Annotated in this window: 6 protein-coding genes; all 6 read left to right on the top strand. The window is 70.4% G+C overall.

Annotated elements, in window-relative coordinates:
* Position 1 precedes the first annotated feature (1 nt).
* The 6 genes from ACYQ2W_RS09560 to ACYQ2W_RS09535 all read left to right on the top strand — a co-directional run bounded on the left by ACYQ2W_RS09560 (position 2) and on the right by ACYQ2W_RS09535 (position 26,619).
* The gene (locus tag ACYQ2W_RS09560) at positions 2–3,217 is read left to right on the top strand and encodes a type I polyketide synthase (protein WP_459865658.1); all 3,216 of its coding nucleotides are present in this window, start codon (positions 2–4) and stop codon (positions 3,215–3,217) included.
* Positions 3,214–7,875: a MupA/Atu3671 family FMN-dependent luciferase-like monooxygenase gene (locus ACYQ2W_RS09555; RefSeq protein ID WP_459865656.1), complete on the top strand. Its 4,662-nt coding sequence runs from the start codon at positions 3,214–3,216 to the stop codon at positions 7,873–7,875. The genes ACYQ2W_RS09560 and ACYQ2W_RS09555 overlap by 4 nt, the downstream gene beginning before the upstream one ends.
* A complete protein-coding gene (locus ACYQ2W_RS09550; protein ID WP_459865654.1) occupies positions 7,872–12,572 on the top strand; it encodes a MupA/Atu3671 family FMN-dependent luciferase-like monooxygenase in 4,701 nt (1,566 codons plus the stop codon). Before ACYQ2W_RS09555 ends, ACYQ2W_RS09550 begins: the two co-directional genes overlap by 4 nt.
* On the top strand, positions 12,569–16,267 hold the full coding sequence (locus tag ACYQ2W_RS09545) for a non-ribosomal peptide synthetase (protein ID WP_459865652.1): 3,699 nt from the start codon (positions 12,569–12,571) through the stop codon (positions 16,265–16,267). The genes ACYQ2W_RS09550 and ACYQ2W_RS09545 overlap by 4 nt, the downstream gene beginning before the upstream one ends.
* The gene (locus tag ACYQ2W_RS09540) at positions 16,261–25,293 is read left to right on the top strand and encodes an amino acid adenylation domain-containing protein (protein WP_459865650.1); all 9,033 of its coding nucleotides are present in this window, start codon (positions 16,261–16,263) and stop codon (positions 25,291–25,293) included. The genes ACYQ2W_RS09545 and ACYQ2W_RS09540 overlap by 7 nt, the downstream gene beginning before the upstream one ends.
* 210 nt (positions 25,294–25,503) lie before the next feature.
* Complete coding sequence (locus tag ACYQ2W_RS09535; RefSeq protein WP_459865648.1) at positions 25,504–26,619, top strand: MupA/Atu3671 family FMN-dependent luciferase-like monooxygenase; 1,116 nt, start codon at positions 25,504–25,506, stop codon at positions 26,617–26,619.
* Positions 26,620–26,659 lie beyond the last annotated feature (40 nt).

Below are 26,659 nucleotides of genomic sequence, written 5' to 3'. Positions count from 1 at the left end.
CGTGAACAGCCATGCGGTAGACCCCAGCGAGCTGATGAGCCGGGCGCTGGCCGAGCTGAAGGAGATGCGGACCAAGCTCAAGCGTCACGAAAATGCCCGCAACGAGCCGATCGCCATCGTCGGCATGGGCTGCCGCTTTCCGGGGGCGGACACCCCCGAGGCGCTGTGGGAGATGCTCTGCGCCGGCGGCGACGGCATCACCGAGGTCCCCGCGGAGCGCTGGGACATCGACGCCCTGTATGACCCGGACCCGCAGGCCAGGGGCCGCATGGTGACCCGCTGCGGCGGCTTCCTGCGCGGGATCGACCGCTTCGACCCGCTCTTCTTCGGCCTCTCGCCCCGCGAGGCAACGGGCCTCGATCCGCAGCAGCGCCTGCTGCTCGAGGTCAGCTGGGAGGCGCTGGAGGGCGCGGCGATCGTGCCGAAGAGCCTGGTCGGCAGCCGCACCGGGGTGTTCGTCGGGATCACCGGCAGCGAGTACCTCCAGCAACTGCTGGAGGGGGGGCTGGAGGGGATCGACGGCAACATGGCGACCGGCACCGCGCACAGCACGGCGAGCGGCCGCCTCTCCTACCTGCTGGGGTTGCAGGGGCCGAGCATCGCCCTCGACACCGCCTGCTCCTCCTCCCTGGTGGCGATCCACCTGGCGATGGCGAGCCTGCGCGGCGGGGAGTGCGACCTCGCCCTGGCGGGCGGCACCCAGCTGATCCTCTCGCCGGAGCACACCATCAGCTTCTCCCGGGCCGGCATGCTGGCGCCCGACGGCCGCTGCAAGACCTTCGACGCGGCGGCCGACGGCTACGTGCGCGGCGAGGGGTGCGGCGTGGTGGTCCTCAAGCGGCTCGCCGACGCGCTGGCCGACGGCGACCCGATCGTCGCCCTGCTGCGCGGCAGCGCGACCAACCAGGACGGACGCACCAACGGCCTGACCGCGCCCAACGGCCCGTCGCAACAGGCGGTCATCCGCCAGGCGCTGAGCAATGCCCGGGTCACCCCGGCGGAGGTCGGCTACATCGAGGCCCACGGCACCGGGACCCAGCTCGGCGACCCGATCGAGGTGGGGGCGCTGGGGGCGGTCTTCGGCCGCGAGCGGCAACGGCCGCTGCTGATCGGCTCGATCAAGAGCAACATGGGGCACCTGGAGATCAGCGCCGGCATCGCAGGGGTGGTGAAGGCGGCGCTCGCGGTGCGCCACGGGGAGATCCCGCCCAATCTCCACTTCCACACCCCCAACCCCCACATCCCGTGGCAGCAGTGGCCGTTCGAGGTGCCGACCCGCACGGCGCCGTGGCCGCTGGAGCAGCGCATCGCCGGGGTGAGCTCCTTCAGCTTCAGCGGAACCAACGCCCACGTGGTGGTCGCCCAGGCCCCCGATATCGAAAGCGCCGAAGCCGGGTCCGCACCCGCCGGAGGGGTGCCCTCCCCCCCCTGGCACCTCCTCACCCTGTCGGCGCGCAACGAGCCGGCGCTACGCGAGTCGGCGCAGCGCCATCACGCCTTCCTCGCCCGCCACCCGGCGGCGAACCTGGCGGACGTCTGCCATACCACCCAGGTCGGGCGCACCCACTTCGATCATCGCCTCGCCATCGCCGCGCAATCCGCGGAGCAGCTGAGCGAGCGGCTGGAACACTACATCAACGGCGAACGCGCGCCCACGGCCGCGCTGGCCGCCGCCGGCCAGCGCCCGCCGAAGATCGCCTTCCTGTTTACCGGCCAGGGTGCGCAATACGTCGCCATGGGCCGCGAGCTGTACGCACGGCAGCCGGTCTTCCGCGACGCCCTGGACGCCTGCGCGGCGCTGCTGGAGCCCCATCTGGAGCGCTCGCTGCTCGAACTCCTCTACCCCGATTCCGCGACGGACGAGGCGACGGCGCCGATCCACCAGACGGCGAACAGCCAGCCGGCCCTCTTCGCCATCGAATACGCCCTGTGCCAGCTCTGGAAGTCGTGGGGCATCGCCCCCGACGTGGTGATGGGACACAGCGTCGGCGAATACGTCGCGGCCTGCGTGGCGGGCGTCTTCTCCCTGGAGGAGGGGCTGCGGCTGATCGCGGCCCGCGCCCGCCTGATGCAGCGCTGCCAGCCGGGCCGCATGGTGGCGGTGATGGCGGAACGGGCGCGGCTCGAGCCGCTCGTCGCCGCCCACCGCGACGAGCTCGCCATCGCGGTGTTCAACGGGCCGCGCAACCTGGTGCTGTCGGGTCGCGCGGAGGCGGTGGAGGAGGTGCTCGCCACCCTGACCGCCGAAGGGATCGACTTCCGGCCGCTCACCGTCTCCCACGCCTTCCACTCCCCGCTGATGGAACCGATGCTGGAGGCGTTCGCGCAGGAGGCGGCGAAGGTGCGCTACGCCAAACCCAAGGTGCCGCTGATCTCCAACCTGACGGGCCAACTGGCCACCGACGAGGTGACCCGCGCCGACTACTGGGTGCGGCATGCGCGGGAGGCGGTGCGCTTCGCCGACGGCGTGGCCACCCTGCACCACCGGCAGGTCGACCTGCTGCTGGAGGTCGGCCCCAAGCCCACCCTGCTGGGCCTGGTCAAACCGATCATCGACCCGCCCCACGCCCCCGCCCTGCTGCCCAGCCTGCGCCAGGGGCAGGACGACTGGGCGGTGATCCTGCAAAGCCTCGGCGAGCTGTACCAGCACGGCGCCAAGATCGATTGGCGCGGCTTCAGCCAGCCCTACCGGCGCGCCAAGCTGGCCCTGCCCACCTACCCCTTCCAACGGGAGCGCTACTGGGTCGACCAAACCTCACCCGCCCCCCGGCGCCCGCAACGCACCGCCGGACGCCATCCGCTGCTCGGCGACCGCCGCAACGCCGTCGCCCGGCGCCCCGACCAGCTCATCTGGGAAAACGAGATCGAGCACCGGGAGATCGCGGACGTCGCCGGCCATCGGCTGTGGGGCCGCGCCGTGCTGCCCGCCGCCGCCTACATGGAGATGCTGTTGAGCGCCGCCCGGGAGGCGTATGGCGCAGGCCTCCCCGCGATCACGGAGATGGCGCTGCATCAACCGTTTTTCATACCGGAGCGGGAGAGCCGGCTGGTGCAGACGATCCTCGCCCGCGAGCCCGGCGACGCCGCCGCCGCGGGGGGCGACGGGAAGAGGCGCTGCGGCGTCGAGATCCATAGCCGCCCGGCGCAGCCGAGCGATGCCGAGTGGGTGCTGCACGCGACCGCCCGCGTGGAGATGGACCAGGGAGAGCGCCAGTGAAATTCGGTCTCATGTTCTTCGCCTCCGGCGAAGACGACGTCAAGCGGAACAAGTACGAGTTGATCGTCGAGGGGGCGCGATTCGGCGACCGGAACGGTTTCTCCACGGTGTGGGTGCCGGAGCGCCACTTCACGCCGATGGGCTGCCTCTACCCGAACCCGGCGGTGCTCCACGCCGCCCTGGCCCGCGAGACCGCGCAGATCCGGCTCAACGCCGGCAGCGTCGTCGCCGCCCTGCACCACCCGCTACGCATCGCCGAAGAGTGGTCGCTGGTGGACAACCTCTCCGACGGGCGGATCGGCCTCTCCTTCGTCTCCGGCTGGAACCCCACCGACTTCGCCTTCTTCCCGGAGCGCTATGCGCAGCGTCATCAAGAGATGTACCGCGCCATCGACACGGTGCAGCGGCTGTGGCGGGGCGAGTCGATCGATATCACCGACGGCAACGGCCGGCCGGCGCAGGTGCGGACCTACCCGACGCCGCTGCAGAAGGAGCTGCCGTTCTGGGTGACCGCCGCCGCCAGCAGCGAGACCTTCCGCCGCGCCGGCGAGGTGGGCGGCAACCTGCTGACCCACATGATGGACTGCTCGGTCGAGCAGCTCGCCGAGAAGATCGCGATCTACCGCCAAGGGCGGGCGCAGGGGGGCCACGACGCGGCGGCGGGCGAGGTCTCGCTGATGCTGCACACCTTCGTCGGCCCCGACCTGGAGGAGGTCCACGGGAAGATCCGCCAGCCCTACTGCCAATACCTCAAGGCCAACAAGGGGCTGGTCAAGGGCTTCGCCGGCAGCCGCGGACGGGAGGTGGACCTGGATCAGCTCTCGGCGCAGGAGCTAGACGACTTCTACCACTTCCTCTACGACCGCTTCGCCACCAGCCGGGGATTGATCGGCACGCCGGAGAGCTGTCAGCCCCTGCTGGCGCAATTGGCCGGGATCGGCGTGACCGAGATCGCCTGCCTGCTCGACTTCGGCGCGAGCGCGGAGCTGATCGCGGACCACCTCCCCTATCTGCTCCAGCTCAAGGAGCGTTATGCGGCGCTCAACGCAGACAAGGCGCCGCCGACGCCAACCCTCTTCAGCGCGAGCCCCAAGGCGGCCGATGCCGCGTCCACGCCGCCGCCCGAGACGGTCGAAGCGACGGAACGGACGCCGGCGCAGACGCTTCCGCGCGAGGCGATCCGGTCGCGATGCGCGGAGCGGATCCCCGGCGAGCGCTTCTACGACGACCTCCAGGAGCACGGCGTAACGCTGGACTCGTCCTTTCGCGGGGTCGAGGAGATCTGGCGCGGCGACCGCGAGGCGTTGGCCAGGGTGACGCTCCCCGCGGCGCTGAACGGCGCCACCGCCGGCTACGGCGTCCACCCCGCCTTCCTCGACGCCTGCATCCAGGTGGTCACCGCCACCCTCCCCCGGGAGGGCCCGCTCGACGGGGCGATCTACCTCCCGACCGGGCTGCGCAGGATGCGCATGCACCGCCCGCTCGATGCGCGGATCTGGAGCCATGTGCGGCTGCACGACAGCGACGGCGAGCGGGTCGAGGGCGATATCGCGCTCTACGACGACGACGGGGAGCTGGTCGCCCAGCTCTCCGGCTTCCGGATGCAACGCATCCAGTCGCAGGCGCTGCACCCGACCGCCGGCGACGACCCGGCGCAGGCGGCGTGGCGGGAGTGGCTCTACCGGGTGAGCTGGCAGCCGCGCCCGAGCTGGCACCGCTCGCCCGACGAGCGGCCGCCGCTGGATGCGCTGCGCCGGCGCCTCGCCGAAAAATCCACGCAACTGCTCGCCACGGCGACCGGCCTGCCCGAACAGGAGGAGGCGTTGCGCCGCCTGGAGGAGGTCAGCCTGCACTACGTGCTGCAGGCGTTCGCGGCGTCGGGGCTGGCGTTGCAGGTGGGGGAGCGCTGGTCCACCGCGCAGCTCGCGCAGCGGCTGGAGCTCCTCCCCCAATACCGGCGGCTGCTCGATCGCCTGCTGGAGATGCTGGCGGAGGGCGGGATCGTCGCCGAGCGGGAGGGGGTCTGGCAGGTCGTCGCGACGCCGCCGGACGAGCCGCCCGCGCCGCTGATCGCGGCGTTGCAGGCGAGCTACGGCGAGGTCGCCGGCGCCTGCCTGACGCTGCTCGAGCGCTGCGCCGCGCCGCTGGGCGCGGTCCTGCGCGGCGAGCAGGACCCGGTGGCGCTGCTCTTCCCCGACGGCGACGCGACCACGGTGACCCAGCTCTACCAGGAGCTGCCGGCGGCCCGCGTGATGAACGCCCTGGTCCTGGAGAGCGTCCTCGACGCCGTCGAGCACCTCCCCGCCGGCCGCGGCCTGCGCATCCTGGAGGTGGGCGCCGGCACCGGCGGCACCACCTCGTGGCTGCTGCCGCACCTGCCGGCGGAGCGGACCGAATACCTGTTCACCGACGTCGGCGCGCTCTTTACCGCCAAGGCGCAGGGCCGCTTCGCCGACTACGACTTCATCCACTATCGCACCCTGGACATCGAGCGCTCCCCCGCCGACCAGGGCTTCCCGGCGCAGCAGTACGACATCGTCATCGCCGCCAACGTGCTGCACGCGACCTGCGACCTGCGGGAGTCGCTGGCCCACATCCGCCAACTCCTCACCCCGGGCGGCGAGCTGATCCTGCTGGAGGCCACCGGCCGCAAGCGCTGGCTCGACCTCACCTTCGGCCTCACCGACGGCTGGTGGCGCTTCGACGACGAGCGCGACCACCACCCGCTGCTGACCACGGAGGAGTGGCAGGCGCTGCTGGGCGAATGCGGCTTCCCCGAGGTGGCGGTCACGCCCGCCAGCCCGCAGCAGCGGCAACCGCTGGGGCAGAGCGTGATCGTCGCCCGCGCGGAGCGCAGCCGCACCGCGCAAGCGCAGACCTGGCTGCTGCTGCGCGACGAGCAGGGGCTGGGCGAGGCGCTGGCCGCGCTGCTGCGCGAGCGTGGCGATCGGGTCGTCGAGGCCCACGCCGCCGACGCGTATCGGCAGATCGGCGACGACATCTTCCACCTTGACCCGCAGCGCGCCGACGACGTTCGCCAACTGCTGGCCGCCATTCCCGCCCCCGACGGCGTGATCCACCTGTGGAGCCTCGACTCTCCCCCGGCGGATGCAGAGGCGGAGCTGGACGGGGTGTTCACAAGGGGTTGCGGCTCCCTGCTGCATCTGACCCAGGCCTTGACCTCTTCGCGCCTGTGGGTGGTCACCCGCGGCGCCCAGGCGGTCGCCGACGGCGAGCGGCTCCCCGGCGTCGGCAGCGCCCCGCTGTGGGGGATGGCACGGGTCATCGCCCAGGAGCATCCGGAACTCGGCGTGAGCTGCATCGACCTGGATGGGGCGCAGGCCGCCGCGGCGCAGGCCGCCGCGCTGTGGGCGGAGATCGACACCGTCTTCCCCTTCGCGCCGCCGGAGAACCAGGTCGCGCTGCGCGACGGACGGCGCCACGTGGCCCGGCTGACCCATGCCCCGCCCACCGCTGCGCCAACCGCGCAAGCCCTCACCTGCCACCCGCAGGGCAGCTACCTGATCACCGGCGGGACCGGCGGGCTCGGCCTGCTGTGCGCGCGCTGGCTGGTGGAGCGCGGCGCGCGCCACCTGCTGCTGGCGGCGCGCAGCGCGCCGTCGCCGGAGGCGCAACGGCAGATCGACGCGCTGCGCGACGACGGGGCGACGGTGACGGTGACGCCGCTCGACGTCAGCGACCGCCGGCAGCTGGCCCGGCTCCTGGCGGCGATCGACCCGGCGACGCCGCTGCGCGGCGTCCTCCATCTGGCCAACGTGGTCGAGATCCAACTGCTCCGGCAGCAGTCGTGGGAGCGCTTCGCCAAGGCGCTGGCGGCCAAGGCCGCGGGGGCCTGGCACCTCCACGCGCTGACCCGGGAGACCCCCCTCGACTTCTGGATCGCCTTCTCCTCCATGGCGAGCCTCCTCGCCTACCGCGGACTGGCCGGCTACGGCGCCGCCAACGCCTTCCTCGACGGCCTCGCCCACCATCGCCAGGCGCAGGGCCTGCCCGCCCTGGTCGTCAACTGGGGGACCTGGTCCGAGGTGGGGCGCATGGCGCAGATGATCGAACAATCGCCGCAACGGCTCGCCGCGGGCGAACGGGTCATCGCCCCGCCCCAGGGTCTGCAAGCCCTGGAGCACCTGCTCCGGGAGGGCGCGGCGCAGCGCGGCGTGATGCCCATTGATTGGGCGGAGTTCCTGCGCGCGCAGGAGGTCAAGCCGGCCTTCTTCAACGAGCTGGAGGCGGCGCCCTCGGCGCCGGCGTCGAGCGCCGACGGCGCCATCCTGGAGCAGTGGCGGCTCGCCGCCGCCGATCGGCGGGAAGGGTTGATCCAGGAGCACCTGCACCGCTCGATCGCGACGGTGTTGCAACTGCCGGCAACGGAGCGCATCGCGCCGCAGCAGGCGCTGGTGCGTCTCGGCCTGGACTCGCTGATGGCGGTGGAGATCCGCAACCGGATCCGCAGCGACCTGCAGGTGGAGGTCCCGTTCGTCGATTTCCTCGGCGGCATGAGCCTCGCGCAGCTCACCGCCATCGTCCACGGCCAATTGAACGAGGGCCCGGAGACGGCGCCCGCCGCGGATCCGGCCCTGCCGCCGACGGACGGGCACAACCACACGGATGAGACGAAATGGGTGGAATTCACGCTATGAACAACGCACCTCCAACCCGCGAGGATGGGCCGGCGGCGGCCCATCGTCTGCTTCGGGATCTCGAAGCGAAGGCGGTACAGCTCTGGGTGGAGGGGGAGAAGCTGCGTTGCCGCGCCCCGGAGGGGGTGCTGGCCCCCGCCCTGTTCGCGGAGATCCAACGACACAAGGACGCACTGCTGGAGATCCTGCAACGGCGCGAGCACAGCTACCCGCTCTCCCTCGGCCAGCGGGCGCTCTGGTTCATCCACCAGTTGGCGCCGGAGAACCCCGCCTACAACGTGATGTACGCCCTGCGCCTGATCGACGGGCTGGAGCCGGCCACCCTCGAGCGGGCCGCCCGCACGCTGCTCGAACGCCACCCCAGCCTGCGCACCACCTACCACTACCGGGAGGAGGGGCCGATCCAGCAGGTGCGGCCGGCCGACGATTTCAGCGCCGACTACTTCGTGCAGGTCGACGGCGACGCGGACCGCCGCGACTGGCGGCGCTGGGCCGAGGAGGAGGCCGACCGCCCCTTCGACCTGGAGAACGGGCCGGTGCTGCGTCTGCGCCTGTGGCGGCAGGCGGCCGACAAGGCGGGGGAGCCGCACACCTTCATCCTGCTGGTGGTGATCCACCACATCGTGGCCGACCTGGTCTCTCTGCGCGTGGTGCTCGAAGAGCTGGAGATGCTCTACCGTGCGCTGCTCCAGGATCGCGCCCCCGCCGCCGCCCCCCCCTTCAGCTATCGCGACTACGTCACCTGGGAGAGCGATCACCTGCAGCGCGACGGCGCACGCCTGGAGGCGTACTGGCTGCAGCAGCTCGCGGGCGAGCTGGCCCCGCTGAACCTGCCCACCGACCGCCCCCGACCGCCCGTCCAGACCTACTTCGGGGCGGAGCACACCTTCACGCTCGACGCGGAGCTGAACCGGCAGCTGCGCGCCCTGGCGCGGGCCAACGACGTCACCCTCTACGTGGTGATGCTGGCGGCCTTCCAGGTCCTGCTGCACCGCTACAGCGGCCAGCAAGACATCCTCGTCGGCACGCCGGTGGACAACCGCAGCGAGGAGCGGTTCGCGCGGACCATCGGCTACTACGTCAACCCGGTGGTGCTGCGCACCGAGCTTTCGGGCGAGCTCTCCTTCGCCGCGCTGCTCCCCCGCGTGCGCGACGTCGTGCTCGGCGCGATCGGGCACAAGGCCTACCCGTTCCCGTTGCTGGTCGAGAAGCTGCAGCCCGAGCGCGACCCCTCCCGCTCCCCCATCTTCCAGGTCGAGTTCATCTGGGACCAGTTCCTGGCGCCGATCTACACCACCGGCGAGTTGGTCGCCGAGACCCTGCACACCGGACAGCGCGGTTCCGAGTTCGACCTCTCGCTGACCATCTTCGACATGGACGACGCGCTGAAGGCCGGCCTGCGCTACAACCGCGACCTGTTCGACGCCGGCACCATCGAGCGCATGGGCCGCTATCTCACCGCCGTGCTCGAGGGGGTGGTCGCCGATCCCGCCCGGCCGATCGCCGAACTGCCCCTGATGGACGAAGCGGAGCGGCGCAGGATCCTCCTCGACTGGAACGACACCGCCCGGGAGTATCCCCGGCACCAGGGGGTCCACACCCTGTTCGAGGAGCAGGCGGCGCGCACGCCGCAGGCCACCGCCCTGCTCTTCGACGAGCGCAAAGGCGCCGCCCCCCTCACCCTGACCTACCGGGAGCTGAACGAGCGGGCCAACCGGCTGGCCCACCACCTGCTCGCCCTCGGCGTGGAGGCCGAGACCCTGGTCGGCATCTACCTGGAGCGTTCGCCGGAGCTGCTGGTGGCGCTGCTCGGCGTGCTCAAGGCCGGGGCGGCCTACCTCCCGATGGACCCCGACTACCCGGCCGAGCGCGTCGCCTACATGCTGGAGAACTCGGCGGCGCCCATCGTCCTCACCCGCCAGGCACGGCGCCGCGACCTCCCGGCGCAGGGTGCCACCATCGTCGAGATCGACGGCGACGGGCCGGCGATCGCCCAGCGCAGCGCCGGGAATCCCGCGCGGGCCGTCGATCCGCACCAACTCGCCTACGTGATCTACACCTCCGGCTCCACCGGCAAGCCGAAGGGCGTGATGGTCTGCCACAACAACGTGGTGAACTTCTTCGCCGGCATGGACGAGCGCATCCCCCACGAGGCCGGCGACACCTGGCTGGCGGTCACCAGCCTGTCGTTCGACATCTCGGTGCTGGAGCTCTTCTGGACCCTGACCCGCGGCCTGCGGGTGGTGCTCTACGCCCGGCCCGACGCGGCGCCCTCCGCCGCCCGCGCCGGCGCGCCGCCCGACCGCCCGATCGACTTCAGTCTCTTCTACTTCGCGCGGGAGGGCGACGGGGAGGAGGCCGAGCCGGGCAGCGCCTACCGGTTGCTGCTCGACGGGGCACGCTTCGCCGACGAGCACGGCTTCGCCGCGGTGTGGACCCCGGAGCGCCACTTCCACGCCTTCGGCGGCGCCTACCCCAACCCCGCGATCACCAGCGCCGCCATCGCCGCGGTGACCCGGCGGGTGCAGCTGCGGGCGGGAAGCTGCGTGCTCCCGCTGCACCACCCGATCCGCGTCGCCGAGGAGTGGGGGCTGGTGGACAACCTCTCCAACGGGCGCGTCGGCATCGGCTTCGCCGCCGGCTGGCAGCCCAACGACTTCGTCCTGCAACCGACCCACCACGCCGAACGCGGCGAGATCATGTTCCGCGAGATCGAGACGGTGAAGCGGCTGTGGCGCGGCGAGGCGGTCGACTTTCCGGGGGTGCGCGGCGAGGCGGTACCGGTCAGGACCTTCCCGCGCCCGGTGCAGGCGGAGCTGCCGGTGTGGATCACCGCATCGGGCAACCCGGAGACCTTCCGGCGGGCGGGAGAGGGCGGGTATCACATCCTCACCCACCTGCTCAACCAGGACTTCAAGCACCTGGAGGAGAACCTGCGCATCTACCGCTCGGCGTGGACGGCGGCGGGCCATGCCGGGGCCGGGCAGGCCACGGTCATGCTCCACACCTTCGTCGGCGAGGAGGTCGAGGCGGTGCGCGAGACGGTGCGCCAGCCGATGACCGACTACCTGCGCAGCGCCAGCCACCTGGTCGGCCAGGCCGCGTGGAGCCTGGCGCCGGTCCAACCGCGGGCGGGCGAAACCGCGGAGGAGACCGCGGGGCGCTACGCGGAGGAGCGGATCGGCGAGGAGGACATGGAGACGCTGCTCGCCCTCGCCTTCGACCGCTATTTCGAGGGCAACGCGCTCTTCGGCACCCCGCAGTCGTGCCTCGGGATGGTCGACCGGCTGAAGGCGATCGGCGTCGACGAGATCGCCTGCCTCATCGATTTCGGCGTGCCCGGCGAGCAGGTGCTCGAGCACCTGGGGCATCTCGACCGGCTGCGGGTGCTCGCCAATGCCGAGGGCGCGCGGGCCGATGGCGAAGCGGCCGGCGCGGCAGCCGGTGAGGAGGAGCGCTACTCCATCCCCGAGCTGATCGAGCGCCACCAGGTGACCCACTTCCAGTGCACCCCGTCGATGGCGACGATGCTTCTCGAAGAGGGCGACCCGCCCCTGCACCGCCTGAAGGCGATGATGGTCGGCGGCGAGGCGCTGCCCGCGGCCCTGGCGGAGCGGCTGAAGCGGCTGCTGGCGGGTGATCTGGTCAACATGTACGGCCCGACCGAGACCACCATCTGGTCGTCGACCCACCGGGTCAACGGCAGCACCCCGCCGGGACTCCCCAGCGTGCCGATCGGCAGGCCCATCGCCAACACCCGGATGTACATCGTCGACGAGCGGTTGCAGCCGGTGCCGGTAGACCTGCCGGGGGAGCTGATCATCGGCGGCGACGGCGTCGCCCGCGGCTATCTGCACCAGCCGGAGCTCACCCGGCAGCGCTTCATCGAACTCCCGCGCGGCCACTGGGGCGCCCCCGCAGGCGCAAACGGCGAGACGACGGGGGACGACGCGGCGTTGCAGCGTCTCTACCGCACCGGTGACCTGGCGCGCTACCTGCCGAACGGCGACATCGAATTCCTCGGCCGCAACGACTTCCAGGTGAAGATCCGCGGCCACCGCATCGAGCTGGGGGAGATCGAGGCGGTGCTCGGCCAGCACCCCGCGGTGCGCGAGGCGGTGGTGGCGGCGCGGCAGGACAGCGGCGGCGAGCCGCGGCTGGTCGCCTACGTGGTGGCCGCGCAAGCGGGCCCGCCCGCCGGGGATGGGCGGCCCGACGGCGTGGATCCCGAGGGCCTGCGCAAGTTCCTGGAGGCGAAGCTGCCGAACTACATGATCCCCTCCGCCTTCGTCCCGCTGGCGGCGCTGCCGCTGACCTTGAACGGGAAGACCGATCGCCGCGCACTGCCGGCGGTGGACCCCAAGGAGTTGAGCGCCCAGCTCCCCTACACGCCGCCGCGCACCCCCACGGAGCAGGTGGTGGCGGAGCTCTACGGCGAGGTGTTGAACGTCGACCAGGTGGGCATCCACCACAACTTCTTCGCGCTGGGCGGACACTCGCTGCTGGCGACGCGGGCGATCGTGCGCATTCGCGACCGCTTCCAGACCAGCCTGCCGCTACACCGCTTCTTCGAGAAACCCACCGTGGCGCAGATCGCGGAGCACATCGACGACATCCAGTTGACCCAATCACTGCAACAGGCCCCTGGCAACGGAACCCGACAGGACCAAGACCAGCGGCAACGGGGAAGATTATGAAATCCATTCGAGCGTTTTTGGCGGATCTGAATCGCCTGGATATCCAGGTCTGGGACGACGACGGTTATCTGGGCTACAGCGCACCCGACGGCGCATTGACCCCGCAACGGTTCGAAGAACTGAAATCGCGCAAGGAGGAGGTGCTGGCGTTCCTGCGCCAGGCGAATGGCGGTGAGGGGGGCACGACCATCGACCCGGCACCGCGGGTGGGCCACTACCCGCTCTCCTTCGCGCAGCAGCGGCTGTGGTTCCTCGACCAGCAGGACGGCCCCAACGCCACCTACGTCATCCCGGTGGTGATCCACCTGCGCGGCGCCCTCAAGCCCGAGATGCTGGAGCGGAGCATGCGCGAGATCGTGCGGCGCCACGACAGCCTGCGCACCATCTTCCGCACCGTCGAGGGCGAAATCCGCCAGGTGGTTCGCGACTCGTCCGAGTTCCACCTGAAACTCGTCGACCTGGCCTCGCTACCGGCCAACGAGCGGCCGGCGGAGGTGGAGCGGCTGACCGCGGAAGAGGCGCAGCGGCCGTTCAGGCTCGACGACGACCTGATGCTGCGCAGCACCCTGCTCCGCCTCGGCGCGGCCGAAGGGCCGCAGGACGCCCCCGCCGAGGAGGAGTACGTGCTGCTGGTGACCCTGCACCACATCGTCTCCGACGGCTCCTCCATCGGCGTCTTCTTCCGCGAGCTCGCCGCCCTCTACAACGCCGCCGTGCGCGGCGAGCCCTCCCCCCTGGCGGAGCTGCCGATCCAGTTCATCGACTTCACCAGCTGGCAGCGGGAGTGGCTGGAGGACCAGCGCAACACCCGGCAGCTCGCCTTCTGGGAGAAACAGTTGGGCGGCGAACTGCCGACCCTGGACATCCCGCTGGACCACCCGCGCAGCGCGCACACCCCGTTCGAGGCGGGACACCTGCTGGTGGCCCTGCCCCGGTCGCTCGGCCGCTCGCTCAAGGAGCTCGGCAACCGCCACGGGGTGACCCTCTACATCGCCTTGCTGAGCGCCTTCAAGGTGCTGCTGGCACGCCTGGCGAATCAGCGGGACATCGTCGTCGGCTCGCCCATCGCCGGGCGCAACCGCACCGAGCTGGAGGCGCTGATCGGCTTCTTCATCCAGGTGGTGGTGCTGCGCAGCGACCTCTCCGGCAACCCGACCTTCGCCGAGCTGATGGCGCGGGTGAAGCAGGTGACCCTGGACGCCCACGCCAATCAGGAGGCCCCCTTCGAAAAGATCGTGGAGATCCTGCAGCCGACCCGCAACCTCAACCACAACCCGCTGTTCCAGGTCCTCTTCAACATGCTGCCCGACCTGGCCCCCGACCCGCTGGACGGCGTCACCATCGACGACTTCAACGCCACCCAGACCCCGCCCAAGTTCGACCTGACCCTCTACGTGCGGGAGCGGGCCGACGAGATCGAACTGCAGACGGTCTACAACCGCGCCCTCTTCACCGAAAAGCGCATCCGCACCATCCTCGACCAGTATCAGCACCTGCTGGAGCAGGTCGCGGCCGACGTCTCCCGTCCGATCGACGACTACAGCCTGGTGACGCCCCGCGCCGCGGCGTTCCTGCCCGACCCCCGCCAGCCCCTGCCCGCGCCCGTCCACCCGCCGATGGCGGGCTGGATCAGCGAGTGGGCCGGGCGCACCCCGGAGCAGACCGCGGTCGCCCACGGCACCCGGCAGTGGAGCTATCGCGAGCTGGTGGCGGGGGCGGAGGCGATCGCCCACACCCTGCGGGCGAACGGTCTCGCCGCGGGCGAGGTGGTGGCGATCCACGGGGAGCGCAGCTTCGGTCTGGTGGCCGCCCTGCTCGGCGTGCTCTACGGCGGTGGCGTGGTGCTGCTCCTCGATCCCCGCCTGCCGCGCCGGCGGCGCGAGCGGATGCAGCAGCAGGCGCAGGCAAGGCAATTGCTGCGCGTCGGCGAGGACGAAGAGGAGCAGCAGTGGCTCGCCGAGCGGTTCCCGCGGATGGTGAGCGTCCCGTCGGATGCCCCGCTCCCCTCCCCCACGCCCGCCGCCCCCCTGCCGTCCGTCCCGGCGGAGGCGCCCGCCTACCTCTTCTTCACCTCGGGGAGCAGCGGCGAGCCGAAGGGCATCCTCGGCAACCACCGGGGGCTCTCCCACTTCCTGCACTGGCAGCGCGAGACCTTCGCCATCGAACCGGCGGACCGCTTCGGGCAGTTGACCGCGCTCTCCTTCGACGTGGTATTGCGGGACATCCTGCTGCCGCTGGTCAGCGGCGCCACCCTGGTGCTGCCCACCGAGGCGGACGAGATGGGGGGTGAGGCGATCCTGCGTTGGCTGGCCGAGCAGCGCATCACCCGCACCCATTCGGTGCCCTCCCTGGTCCAGTCGTGGCTGGCGAGCGCCCCGCCGGAGGTCTCGCCGGCGCAGCTGCGGACCCTCTTCCTCGCCGGCGAGCCGTTGACCGCCCAACTGGTTCGCCAGTGGCGGGAGCGCTTCCCGGAGGCCGGTGAGATCGTCAATCTCTACGGCCCCACGGAGACCACCCTGGCGAAGAGCTTCTACCGGGTTCCACAAGGGGCGCTGCCGGGCATCCAGCCGCTCGGCACGCCGCTGCCGGAGACCCAGCTGCTGGTCCTAGCCCGCATTTCTCACCAACCTCCTACTGCGGACGCCGATCCTCCCGCTGTGACGGGACGTGCTCCCTCCGGACTCCTCAACATAGGATCGACTATGCCTTCGTCGCCCTCCGGTCCGCTCTCGGCATCCATGCCTTCGCGGCATAAGGCCGATCCCTGGCCAAATCCGCGCGCCCCGTCACAGCGGGGTCTCGGCGCCCTCGCTACGGAGGTTGGTGAGAAATGCGGGCTAGACCACGCCCGCCTGTGCGGCGTGGGCGAGGTGGGCGAGATCGCCATCCGCACCCCGTTCCGCACCCTCGGTTACATCGACCAGGGCGACAAGAGCGGAGCGGAGACCTTCCTCCCCAACCCGTTCGGCGACGACCCCGCGGACCGCATCTACCTGACCGGCGACAGCGGGCGCTACCACCCGGACGGGCTGCTGGAGATCGTCGGACGCCTGGACGGCCAGGTGAAGATCCGCGGCGTGCGGATCGAACTGGGCGAGATCGAGGCGGCGCTCAACCAGCTCCCGGCGATCCGCCAGTCGGTGGTGGTCGCCCACGACCAGGGACGCGGCAAGCAGCTCGTCGCCTATGTGCTCCTGCACGACCTCGAGGCCGCCGCCGACGGGCAGAGCGGGACCATCGCCTCCAAGTGGCGCGGCACGCTGAGAAAACAGCTGCCCGACTACATGATCCCGAGCCGCTTCTTCGAGCTCGACGCGATCCCGCTCACCGCCAGCGGAAAGATCGACCGTCGCGCCCTGCCCGATCCGGCGTCGGCCAGGGTCATCGCGGAAAACCCCTTCGTCCTGCCGCGCACCCCGACCGAAACGACCGTCGCCGAGATCTGGAGCCGCATCCTGGAGCGGCCGCGGATCAGCGTCCACGACGACTTCTTCCACCTCGGGGGGCACTCGTTGATGGCGACCCAGGTGCTGGCCAAGATCCGCGAGACCTTCCAGATCGAACTCTCCATCCGCAGCATCTTCGAGCACTCGACGGTCGCCGCCCTGGTGGAGCACATCGAGACCGTGCGGCTCGCGCGGGAGATGGCGCCGGTCGGCCAGGCGCGGGACGGGGAGATCGAAGAGGCATGGTAGGGCCCGCCAGCGACGACCAGGATCGGGAGCAGGACCGGGACCAGGATCGGGACCAGCATCGGGAGCAGAACCGGGAGCTGATCCCGGATCTGATCCGCGAGCTGCATGGGCTCGGCGTCAAGTTGTGGGTGCAGGAGGGCCGCCTGCGCTCGCGGGCGCCCGAGGGGGCCCTCACGCCCGCTTTGCGTGCCCGCATCCAGGAGACGAAGGGGGAGATCGTCGACTACCTGCAGGAGACGCCGCAGCAGCAGGCCGCCATTCGGCCCGCCCCCCGCGAGCTCCCGCTGCCGCTGTCGTTCGCCCAGCAGCGCCTGTGGTTTCTGAACCAGTTGGAAGAGGGGAACGGCGCGGCCTACAACATGCCGTTCGTCTTCCGCATCCAGGGCCGGCTGGAGGTGGCGGCCCTGGAGGGCAGCCTGCGGGAGATCGTGCGGCGACACGAGAGCCTGCGCACGGTGTTCCACGTCGACCCCCCGGCGACCGACGGCGACAGCGACTCACCCCATCAAGAGACTCAACCGCAGATTAACGCAGATTTTCGCAGATTGGGCCGGGAACTCATCGGCGAAAATCTGCGAAAATCTGCGGTTCAATTCGAAGGGCAAGTAGTTACCGACGGCGAGGCGGATGGCGGGATCGATACCGGCGGTGTCCGCCAGGTCATCCGGGACGACGCCGAATTCAGCCTCTGCGTGGTCGATCTGCGGCACTCTGAGGAAGAGCGCGAGGCGACGATCGTCCGGCTGGCCGGTGAGGAGGCGCGGCGCCCCTTCGATCTGTCGCGCGACCTGATGATCCGCGCCACCCTGCTGCAATTGGCCGCGAGGCGCCAGACGCCGGAGGATCCGGAGTACGCGCTGCTGCTCACCTTCCACCACATCGCCTCCGACATCTGGTCGGTGGGGATCTTTCTGCGTGAACTCTCCACGCTCTACCGCGCGCGGCTGCAGGGGGCGCCCGCCCCGCTGCCGCCGCTGCCGGTGCAGTACGCCGACTTCGCCCTGTGGCAGCGGCAGCAGCTCCGCGGGGAGCGGCTGGAGGAGCAGCTCCGCTACTGGCGGGAGCGCTTGGCCGGCGCCCCGCCGCTGCTGGAGCTGCCCACCGACCGACCGCGTCCGCCAATGCAGACCTTCTCCGGCGGGCTGCACGGGCACGCGCTCGCCGCCGGGCTGACCGAGGCGCTGAAGGGACTGAGCCTGGAGGCCGGGGCCACCCTCTTCATGACCCTGGCGGCGGCCTTCCAGGTCCTGCTGATGCGCTACAGCCAGCAGGAGGACCTGGTGATCGGCACGCCGATCGCCAACCGCACCCGGGCGGCGGTCGAGCCGCTGATCGGCTCCTTCGTCAACACCCTGGTGCTGCGCACCGACCTCTCGGGCAACCCCTCCTTCCTGGAGCTGTTGCAGCGCGTGAAGGGCGGCGCACTGGACGCCTACCGCTACCAGGATCTGCCCTTCGAGGCGCTGGTCGAGGCGTTGCAGCCCGAGCGCCACCTCAGCTACTCCCCGCTGTTCCAGGTGATGTTCGCGCTGCAGAACGTGGCACTGGAGGCGCCCGCACTGCCCGAGGTGACCCTCTCCCTGGTGGAGCCGGAGGAGAGCACCGCCAAGTTCGATCTGCAGGTATCGATGATCGAGACGGCAGAGGGGCTGCGCGGGGTGTGGATCTTCAACCGCGACCTGTTCGAGCGGGAGACCATCGAACGCATGGCGGGCCACTTCGAGAACCTGCTGGCCGAGGTCGTCGAGCACCCCCGCCAGGAGATTCACCGGCTCGGCCTGCTGTCGCCGGGCGAGCGCCGGCGGATGATGGTGACCTGGAACGACACCACGCTGCCCTATCCGCAAGGGAAATCCATCCATCAGTGCTTCGAGGAGCAGGTCGCGCGGACCCCCGAGGCGATCGCGGTAACCTGCCACGAGAGCCTGGCGGGCGGGACGCCCGCCGGCGGGGGCGCCGGTTCCGACGGGCCCCGGCGGCTGACCTATCGGCAACTGAATGCGCGCGCGGATCGGCTGGCGCGCCACCTGCGTGGACTGGGGGCGGGCGACGACGCCCATCCCCTGGTGGGACTCTACCTCGACCGGACGGTGGAGCTGCTGGTCGGGCTGCTCGGCATCCTCAAGGCGGGGGCGGCCTACGTCCCGCTGGATCCGAGCTACCCCGACGAGCGGCTGGCCTTCATGCGGGAAGACGCCGACCTCCGCCTGGTGGTGAGCCAGCGGAGCCTGCGGCCCCGTCTGCCGGCGGATCTGCAGGTGGTGTGCCTGGACGGCGACGGGCAGGCGCCGGGCGACGAGGCGGAGGAGCGCGCCCAAGGGCGTGGCGATGGCCACGCGCCGCGGCGGGAGAGCGCGGCACACGGATTGGCCTATGTGATCTACACCTCGGGCTCCACCGGCAAGCCGAAGGGCGTGCAGATCACCCACCGCTCGGTGGTCAACTTCCTGCACGCGATGCAGCGCCAGCCGGGATTGGGTGCCGACGACGTGATGCTGGCGGTCACCACCCTCTCCTTCGACATCTCCGTGCTGGAGCTGTTCCTGCCGTGGACGGTCGGCGCGCAGGTACTCCTCGCCGGGCGGGAGACGGCGTCCGACGGCCAGCGGCTGCTCGCCCTGCTGGAGGAGAGCGGCGCCACCGCGATGCAGGCGACCCCCGCCACCTGGCGCATGCTGCTGGCCTGCGGCTGGCAGGGGAACGACCAGTTGAAGATCCTGTGCGGCGGGGAGGCGCTGCCGCGGCCGCTCGCGGCACAGCTCCTCGCTCGCGGCGAGAGCCTGTGGAACCTCTACGGGCCGACGGAGGCGACCATCTGGAGCACCCTGCAGCAGGTCCGCGAGGAGCCGGGGGCGCGGGAGGAGAGCGTGCCCATCGGTCGCCCGATCGGCAACACCCAGGTCTATATCCTCGATCCCTATCGCCAGCAGGTCCCGGTGGGCGTGGCGGGGGAGCTGTACATCGGCGGCGACGGCCTGGCGGCGGGCTATCTGAAGCGGCCGGAACTGACCGCGGAGCGGTTCATCGCCAACCCCTTCGGGGCGGGACGTCTGTACCGCACCGGCGACGGCTGCCGCTATCGCCCCGACGGCGCTATCGAATACCTCGGCCGGCTGGACGGCCAAGTCAAGGTGCAGGGCTTTCGCATCGAACTGGGCGAGATCGAGGCGGTGCTCGGCGACGCCCCCGCGGTGCGCGCCTGCGCGGTGGCCGCCCGGGCGGAGGGGGAGGAGAAACGGCTGGTCGCCTACGTCGTGGCGGACGACGCGGAGCGCTGCCGCCCCGGCGAGCTGCGCCGCTTCCTGCAGGCCCGGCTCCCCGGCTACATGGTGCCCAGCGCCTTCGTCCTGCTGGATGAGCTGCCGCTGACCCCCAACGGCAAGGTCGACCGCAAGGCGCTGCCGGCACCGGATGCCGCCAATCTGGGCCGGGAGACGCAGTACGCGCCGCCGCGCAACCCGACCGAAGAGGGCCTGGCGACGATCTGGCGCGATGTGCTGAAGATCGGGCGGATCGGGATCCACGACAGCTTCTTCACCCTCGGCGGCCACTCCCTGCTGGCCACCCAGGTGGTCTCGCGCATCCGTCGGCAGTTCGGGGTCCAGTTGCCCCTGCGCCGGCTCTTCACCCACCCGACCATCGCCGCGCTGGCCGCCGTGGTCGAGCCGGCCCGACGGGAGACGCAGACGGTGATCGGCCGGGTCGACCGGGGACAGCCGCTCCCGCTCTCCTTCGCCCAGCAGCGCCTCTGGTTCCTCCACCAGTTAGAGGGCGCCACGGCCACCTACAACATGCCGACGGCGACGCGCCTCACCGGCAAGCTGGACGCCGACGCGCTGAACTGGAGCCTGAACGAGGTGGTGCGGCGCCACGAGAGCCTGCGCACCCGCTTCGTGGCGGTCGACGGCGACGTGCATCAGGTGATCGATGAGGGCTCCCCGTTCGAGCTGCCGGTAACGGATCTGGAGCGGCTGGGCGATGAGGAACAGACGCGCGAGGTAGCGCGACTCGCCGCGCTGGAGGCCGACACGCCGTTCGACCTCTCCCGCGATCGGATGATCCGCGCGCGGCTGCTGCGGCTCGCGCCGGCGGCGTCGGTGCTGCTGTTGACCACCCACCACATCGCCTCCGACGGCTGGTCGGTCGGGGTGCTGGTACGCGAGCTGTCGGCCCTCTACCGGGCCCGCGTCGCCGGGCAGCCCCCCGCCCTCCCCGCGCTGCCGGTGCAGTATGCCGACTTCGCCCACTGGCAGCGGCAGTGGTTGCAGGGCGAGGTGTTGGAGCGGCAGCTCCGCTACTGGAAGGAGCAGCTGCGGGGCGTCCCTGCGCTGCTGGAGCTGCCCACCGACCGACCGCGACCGGCGATCCAGACCTTCAACGGCCGCCACCACGCCCAAGCGCTGCCCGACGCGTTGATCACCGGGCTGCGGGCGCTGAGCGTCGGCTGCGACACCACGCTGTTCATCGTCCTGCTGGCCGCGTTCAAGGTGCTGATGCTGCGCTACAGCGGACAGACCGACGTCGTGGTCGGGACGACCATCGCCAACCGCACCCGGGTCGAGATCGAGCCGCTGATCGGCTTCTTCGTCAACACCCTGGCGCTGCGCTCGGATCTCGGTGGCAACCCCGCCTTCCGCACGCTGTTGGAGCAGGTCAAGCGGGTCGCCCTGGAGGCCTACGGGCATCAGGACCTGCCCTTCGAGATGCTGGTCGAGGCGCTCCACCCGGAGCGCAATCTCGGCCACACCCCCTTCTTCCAGGTGCTGTTCACCATGCAGAACGCGCCCATGGAGAGCATCGAGCTTGACGAGCTACGGCTCACCCCGCTCCCCGTCGAGACCCATACCGCCAAGTTCGACCTGATCATCTCCGCCAGCGAGACCGCCAACGGCTGGGTCGCGCAGTGGGAGTACAACAGCGACCTGTTCGAGGGCGCGACCATCGAGCGGATGGCGGACCACTATCGCACCCTGCTCGGCGCCATCGTCGCGGCGCCCGAGCAGCCGATCCAGGGCCTGCCGCTGATGGACGAGGCGGAGCGCCATCGGCTCCTGGTCGCCTGGAACCGGACCGGGACGGCCTATCCCAAGGAGCAGTGCATCCATCAACTGTTCGAGGCGCAGGCCGCGCGCACCCCCGAGGCGATCGCGGTGACCGACTTCCCGTCGTTCATGGGCGAGCCGACGGACGATTCGCCGCAGCGTCGGTTGACCTTCCGGCAACTGAACCGGCGGGCCAACCGGCTGGCCCACCGCCTGCGTGCCCTGGGGGTCGGCGCGGACGATTTCGTCGGCATCTGTGCCGAACGTTCGCCGGAGCTGCTGGTCGGCATCCTCGGGATATTGAAGGCGGGAGGGGCCTACCTGCCCCTCGATCCGGCCTATCCCCGGGAGCGTCTGGCGTTCATGTTGCGCGATGCCGGGGTCTCGATCCTGCTGACCCAGCAACGGCTGGCCGACACGGTGGCGCCGGCGCCCTCGGGAACCGTGATCCAGCTGGATCGCGACTGGGAGGAGATCGCGGCCTACCCCGACGACGATCCGCTGAACCGGACCCGGCCCGCCGATCTGGCCTACATGATCTACACCTCCGGATCGACCGGCACGCCGAAGGGGACGATGATTCCCCACCGGGGACTGGTCAACTATCTGTCGTGGTGCATCGAGGCCTACGACGTCACCGCCGGCGAAGGCGCCCCGGTCCACTCCTCGATCGGCTTCGACGCCACCATCACCAGCCTGTTCTCGCCCCTCCTGAGCGGCAGGCAGGTGGTGCTGCTCTCGGAGCGGGGGGAGCTGGAGGAGTTGGGCGCGTTGCTCTGTTCCGGCGGGCCCGAGCGGCGCTTCAGCCTGGTGAAGATCACCCCGGCGCACCTGGAGCTGCTGAGCCGGCTGGTCGCGGATCCCGAGCGCATCAACGCCAACGCCTTCATCATCGGCGGCGAGGCGCTGTACGCCAAGCAGGTGGGGTTCTACCGCCGCCACGCCCCGCGCAGCCGGCTGGTGAACGAGTACGGGCCTACCGAGACCGTGGTGGGTTGCTGCGTCTACCAGGTGCCCTCCTGCGAATCGATGCCGGAGCTCCCCGACCAGGCGGTCCCCATCGGCCGCCCGATCGCCAACACCCAGCTCTACGTCCTCGACGAAGAGCTCCAGCCGGTGCCCATCGGGGTCACCGGCGAGCTCTACATCGGCGGCGACGGCGTCGCCCGCGGCTACCACAACCGGCCGGAGCTGACCGCGGCGCGTTTCGTCGACAACCCCTTCGGGGCGGGGCGCCTGTACCGTACCGGTGATCGGGTGCGCCATCTGGCGGACGGCAATCTGGTGTTCCTCGGACGGATCGACCACCAGGTGAAGGTGCGCGGCTACCGCATCGAGCTCGGCGAGATCGAGGCGGTGCTGGCCGCCCACGGCACCATCCGCGAGGCCGCGGTGGTGGTGCGCGAGGACGCACCCGACGACAAGCAGCTGGTCGCCTATCTGACCCTGGCGCCGGTGCGGCAGAGCCTGCAGCGCGAACACGTGGCCGACTGGCAGCAGCTCTATGCCCAGACCTACGGCGGCCTCGAACCGGCTGGCGAAGCGGCCGGCGAGCCCTCCTTCAATCTCGCCGGATGGAGCAGCAGTTTTACCGGCGAGGCGATCCCCGAGGTGGAGATGGCGGAGTGGGTCGACCACACCGTCGCGGAGATCCTCGCGCTGCAAGCCGCAGAGGTGTACGAGATCGGCTGCGGCACCGGCCTGCTGCTGAGCCGTCTGGCCCCCCATTGCCGACGCTACGTGGGCGCGGACTTTTCGCCCCAGGCGCTGGCATACATCGAACGGCTGAAGGCCGATCGGCAGGCGCTCGCCTCCGTCTCCCTCTGCCGGCGGACCGCGGATGACTTCGCGGGACTGGAGGAGAACACCTTCGACCTGGTCATCATCAACTCGGTCGCGCAGTATTTCCCCAGCCTGGAGTATCTCCAGCAGGTGCTGGCCGGCGCGGTGAGGATCGTGCGCCCCAACGGCCACATCTACCTCGGCGACGTGCGCAATTTTTCCCTGCTCGACGCCTACCACGCGGCGGTGCAGCGCTTTCAGGCACCCGCCGAGTGGAGCCGGGAACAGCTCGCCCGCCAGATCCAGCGGCAGCTGCTGAACGAGGAGGAGCTGCTGATCGATCCGGCCTTTTTCCGTGCCCTGCCGCAGCAGTTGCCCGAGGTGGCGGGGGTGCGGGTCGCCCTCCAGCGCGGCCGTCACCACAACGAGCTGACCTGCTTCCGCTACCAGGTGACCTTGCGCCTGGCGGGCGACGAGGAGACGCCGGCAGCGCGCGAGGCCCCGGTGCCTGATTGGGATTGGCGGCAGAGCGGACTGACCCTGCCCCGCCTGCAACAGCAGTTGCAGGAACAGCAGCCGCCGCGGGTGTGGGTGCGCGGCATTCCCAACGCCCGCCTGCAGACGGCGGTGGAGACGATGGGCTGGCTGGCCGACGACCATAACGAAAAGGTCGCCCTGTTGCGGCAGCGGGAGGGCGCTCGCGACGGCGTCGAGCCGGACGCGCTGATCGCCCTGGGACAGGAACTCCCCTATGCGGTCCACCTCACCTGGTCGGAGCAGGATCCGGAGCAGGGCACGATCGACGCCCTCCTCTGCCGGCACGACCCGGCAGGACCCAGGTCGGCGGAGTGGACGGTTGCCCCGCCACGCCCCAGCAGCTCATGGCAGCGCCACGCCAACAATCCCATGTTGCGGACGCTGGCGCGCTCGCTGGCGCCCGAGTGGCGCGAATTCCTGCGGCAGCGGCTGCCCGACCACATGATCCCCAGCGCATTCGTCGCCATGGAGAGCCTCCCGTTGACCGCCAACGGCAAGGTGGACCGTCGCGCCCTGCCCGAGCCGGAGCGGGAGGTGGTGCGCCAGACCGGCTACCTGTTCCCGCGCACCCTGAAGGAGCGCCAACTGGTGCAAATCTGGGAGGAGGTGCTGGGCGTCTACCCGCTGGGCGTGCACGACAACTTCTTCGACTCCGGCGGCCATTCGTTGCTGGCGGTGCGGCTGATGGCCAGGATCGGACAACGCTTCCAGCAGAACCTGCCGCTGAGCATCCTGTTCCAGTACCCGACCGTGGCGGCCCTGGCGGAGTTCCTGGAGCAGCCGACCACGGAGCCGCTCTGGTCGTCGCTGGTCGCCATCCAGGCACACGGCGGCAAGCCGCCGTTCTTCTGCGTCCCGGGGGCCGGCGGCAACGTCACCTACCTCTATTGGCTGGCGCGCCACCTGGGGGCCGACCAGCCCTTCTACGGCCTGCAGGCCGTCGGCTTGGACGGCACCACCCCGCCCCATCCCTCGGTGGAGGCCGCCGCCGCCCACTACGTGGCGGAGATCCAGCGCGTGCAGCCCCACGGCCCCTACCACTTGGGGGCCCACTCCTACGGCGGCAAGATCGCCTTCGAGATCACCCAGCAGCTGCTCCGCAAGGGCGAGTCCATCGGCACCCTGGCGCTCTTCGACGCGGGCCCCCCCGGGGAGGGGCGGCAGAAGTACCGCGAGCTGGACGACGTGGAGTTCATGCTCTCGCTGGTGGATACGGTCGGCAAGCTGATGGACTACCAACACCCCCTCACCCGCGAGGCGCTCGCGCCGCTCACCCACCAGGAGCGACTGCTGCGGGTCAAGGAGGTGCTCGAAGCGATGGGCATCCTGCCCCCCGACACCGACCCGGTCCAGGTGCGCGGCCTGATCGACGTCTTTCGCATCAACGAGCAGATCGAGTACCACCCGCGAGAGACGATCCCCGTGCCCATCGACTTCTTCGCCGCCCGCGAACAGGAGGCGAGCAAGCTGCAATGGTTTCTCGACGGCTGGTCGCGGCTCGGTCCGGTGGAGGTCCATGACGTGCCGGGCACCCACGTGACGCTGTTGGCCGAGCCGCACGTCCAGGTGCTGGCGGAGAAGCTGTCGCGCTGTCTGGGACGCGCCGCGAACCGGGGTGAACACGCACCGTCCGGTGGATTGGCGGCAACCGGTACGGATGCCTGATCTTGCGGTGAAACGCCGGTTTTGACACGAAGCCCCGTAGGGCGGACTAGCGCTAGCGTAATCCGCCGGGAACGAGGGCACCTCCGCCGAAATCGCCCCCGATCCAGCCGATTACGCGGTCGCCAATCCGCCCGACATTCAGCGATCTTTTCTTGACGTAACGACACACGGTCCAGGCGGGAAACAACGCAACTCAAGGAGTCATCAGCTTTGAAATTCGGAATCCTATTCTTCTCCAGCGAGGCGTCGAGCGAGGACGCGCCCGATACCAACAAGTATCAGCTGCTGGTCGACGCCGCCAAGTACGTGGACCAGCAGGGGTTCGACTGCATCTGCACACCGGAGCGCCACTTCGACACCTTCGGCGGCCTGTTCCCCAATCCGTCGGTGACCAGCGCAGCGCTGGCGATGATCACCGAGCGCATCCAGATCCGCAGCGGCAGCCTGATCTCCCCGCTGCACCACCCGGTGCGCATCGTCGAGGAGTGGTCGGTGGTGGACAACCTGTCGGGCGGGCGGGTGGCGCTCGCCTTCGGCTCGGGATGGAACGTCAACGACTTCATCTTCTCGCCGGATCGCTACGCCACCCGCAACGCCGAGATGTACCGGCAGATCGAGCTGATTCGACACCTGTGGAGCGGCGGATCGACCACCCAGATCAACGGGCGTGGCCAGGAGGTGGAGATCCGGCCGCAACCCCGCCCGGTACAGAAGGAGCTGGAGATCTGGACCACCTCGTCGGGGAACATCGACACCTTCGTCAGTGCCGGAAAAATCGGCACCAACCTGTTGACCCACATGGAACACCAGGACGACGAGGCGCTGCGGGAGAAGATCCTGCGCTATCGCCAGACCCGGCAGGAGCACGGCTTCGACCCCGACGCCGGGAAGATCACCTTGATGCTGCACACCTTCCTCGGAAGGGACATGCACTACGTGAAGCAGAAGGTGCGCGACCCCCTGCGCGACTACCTGCGCGCGGCCATCGACCTCGAACTCAAGGCGGTGGCCGGCGGCGGTACCGCGAGCGGTGGCTACAAGGTGAAGACCCACGAGATCGCCGAGCAGGACACCGAGGAGCTGCTGGACATCCTCTTCGAACGCTATTTCTACAACATCGCCCTCACCGGAACGGTCGAGCACTGCGCCAAACGGGTCAAGGCGCTGCAGGCGATCGGCGTCGACGAGATCGTCTGCCTGATCGACTTCCTCGACGACCGGGAGGCGATCATGGAGAGCCTGACCTATCTCAGCCGGCTGCGCGCGATGTTCGATCCGACGACGCCGGCGGAGGAGGCGGGTCAGCGGGTCTCCGGGAGGCTGTGACCACCACGCGGTTCAACGACAGATCGGCGCCGATGCCCCG

The organism is Endothiovibrio diazotrophicus, assembly GCF_054657215.1.
This window is presented reverse-complemented; position numbering and strand designations above follow the sequence as displayed.

Coding starts and splice junctions, on each gene's coding strand:
- ACYQ2W_RS09550 (WP_459865654.1), top strand. CDS start 7,872: ATGAACAACGCACCTCCAACCCGCGAGGATGGGCCGGCGGCGGCCCAT.
- ACYQ2W_RS09545 (WP_459865652.1), top strand. CDS start 12,569: ATGAAATCCATTCGAGCGTTTTTGGCGGATCTGAATCGCCTGGATATC.
- ACYQ2W_RS09540 (WP_459865650.1), top strand. CDS start 16,261: ATGGTAGGGCCCGCCAGCGACGACCAGGATCGGGAGCAGGACCGGGAC.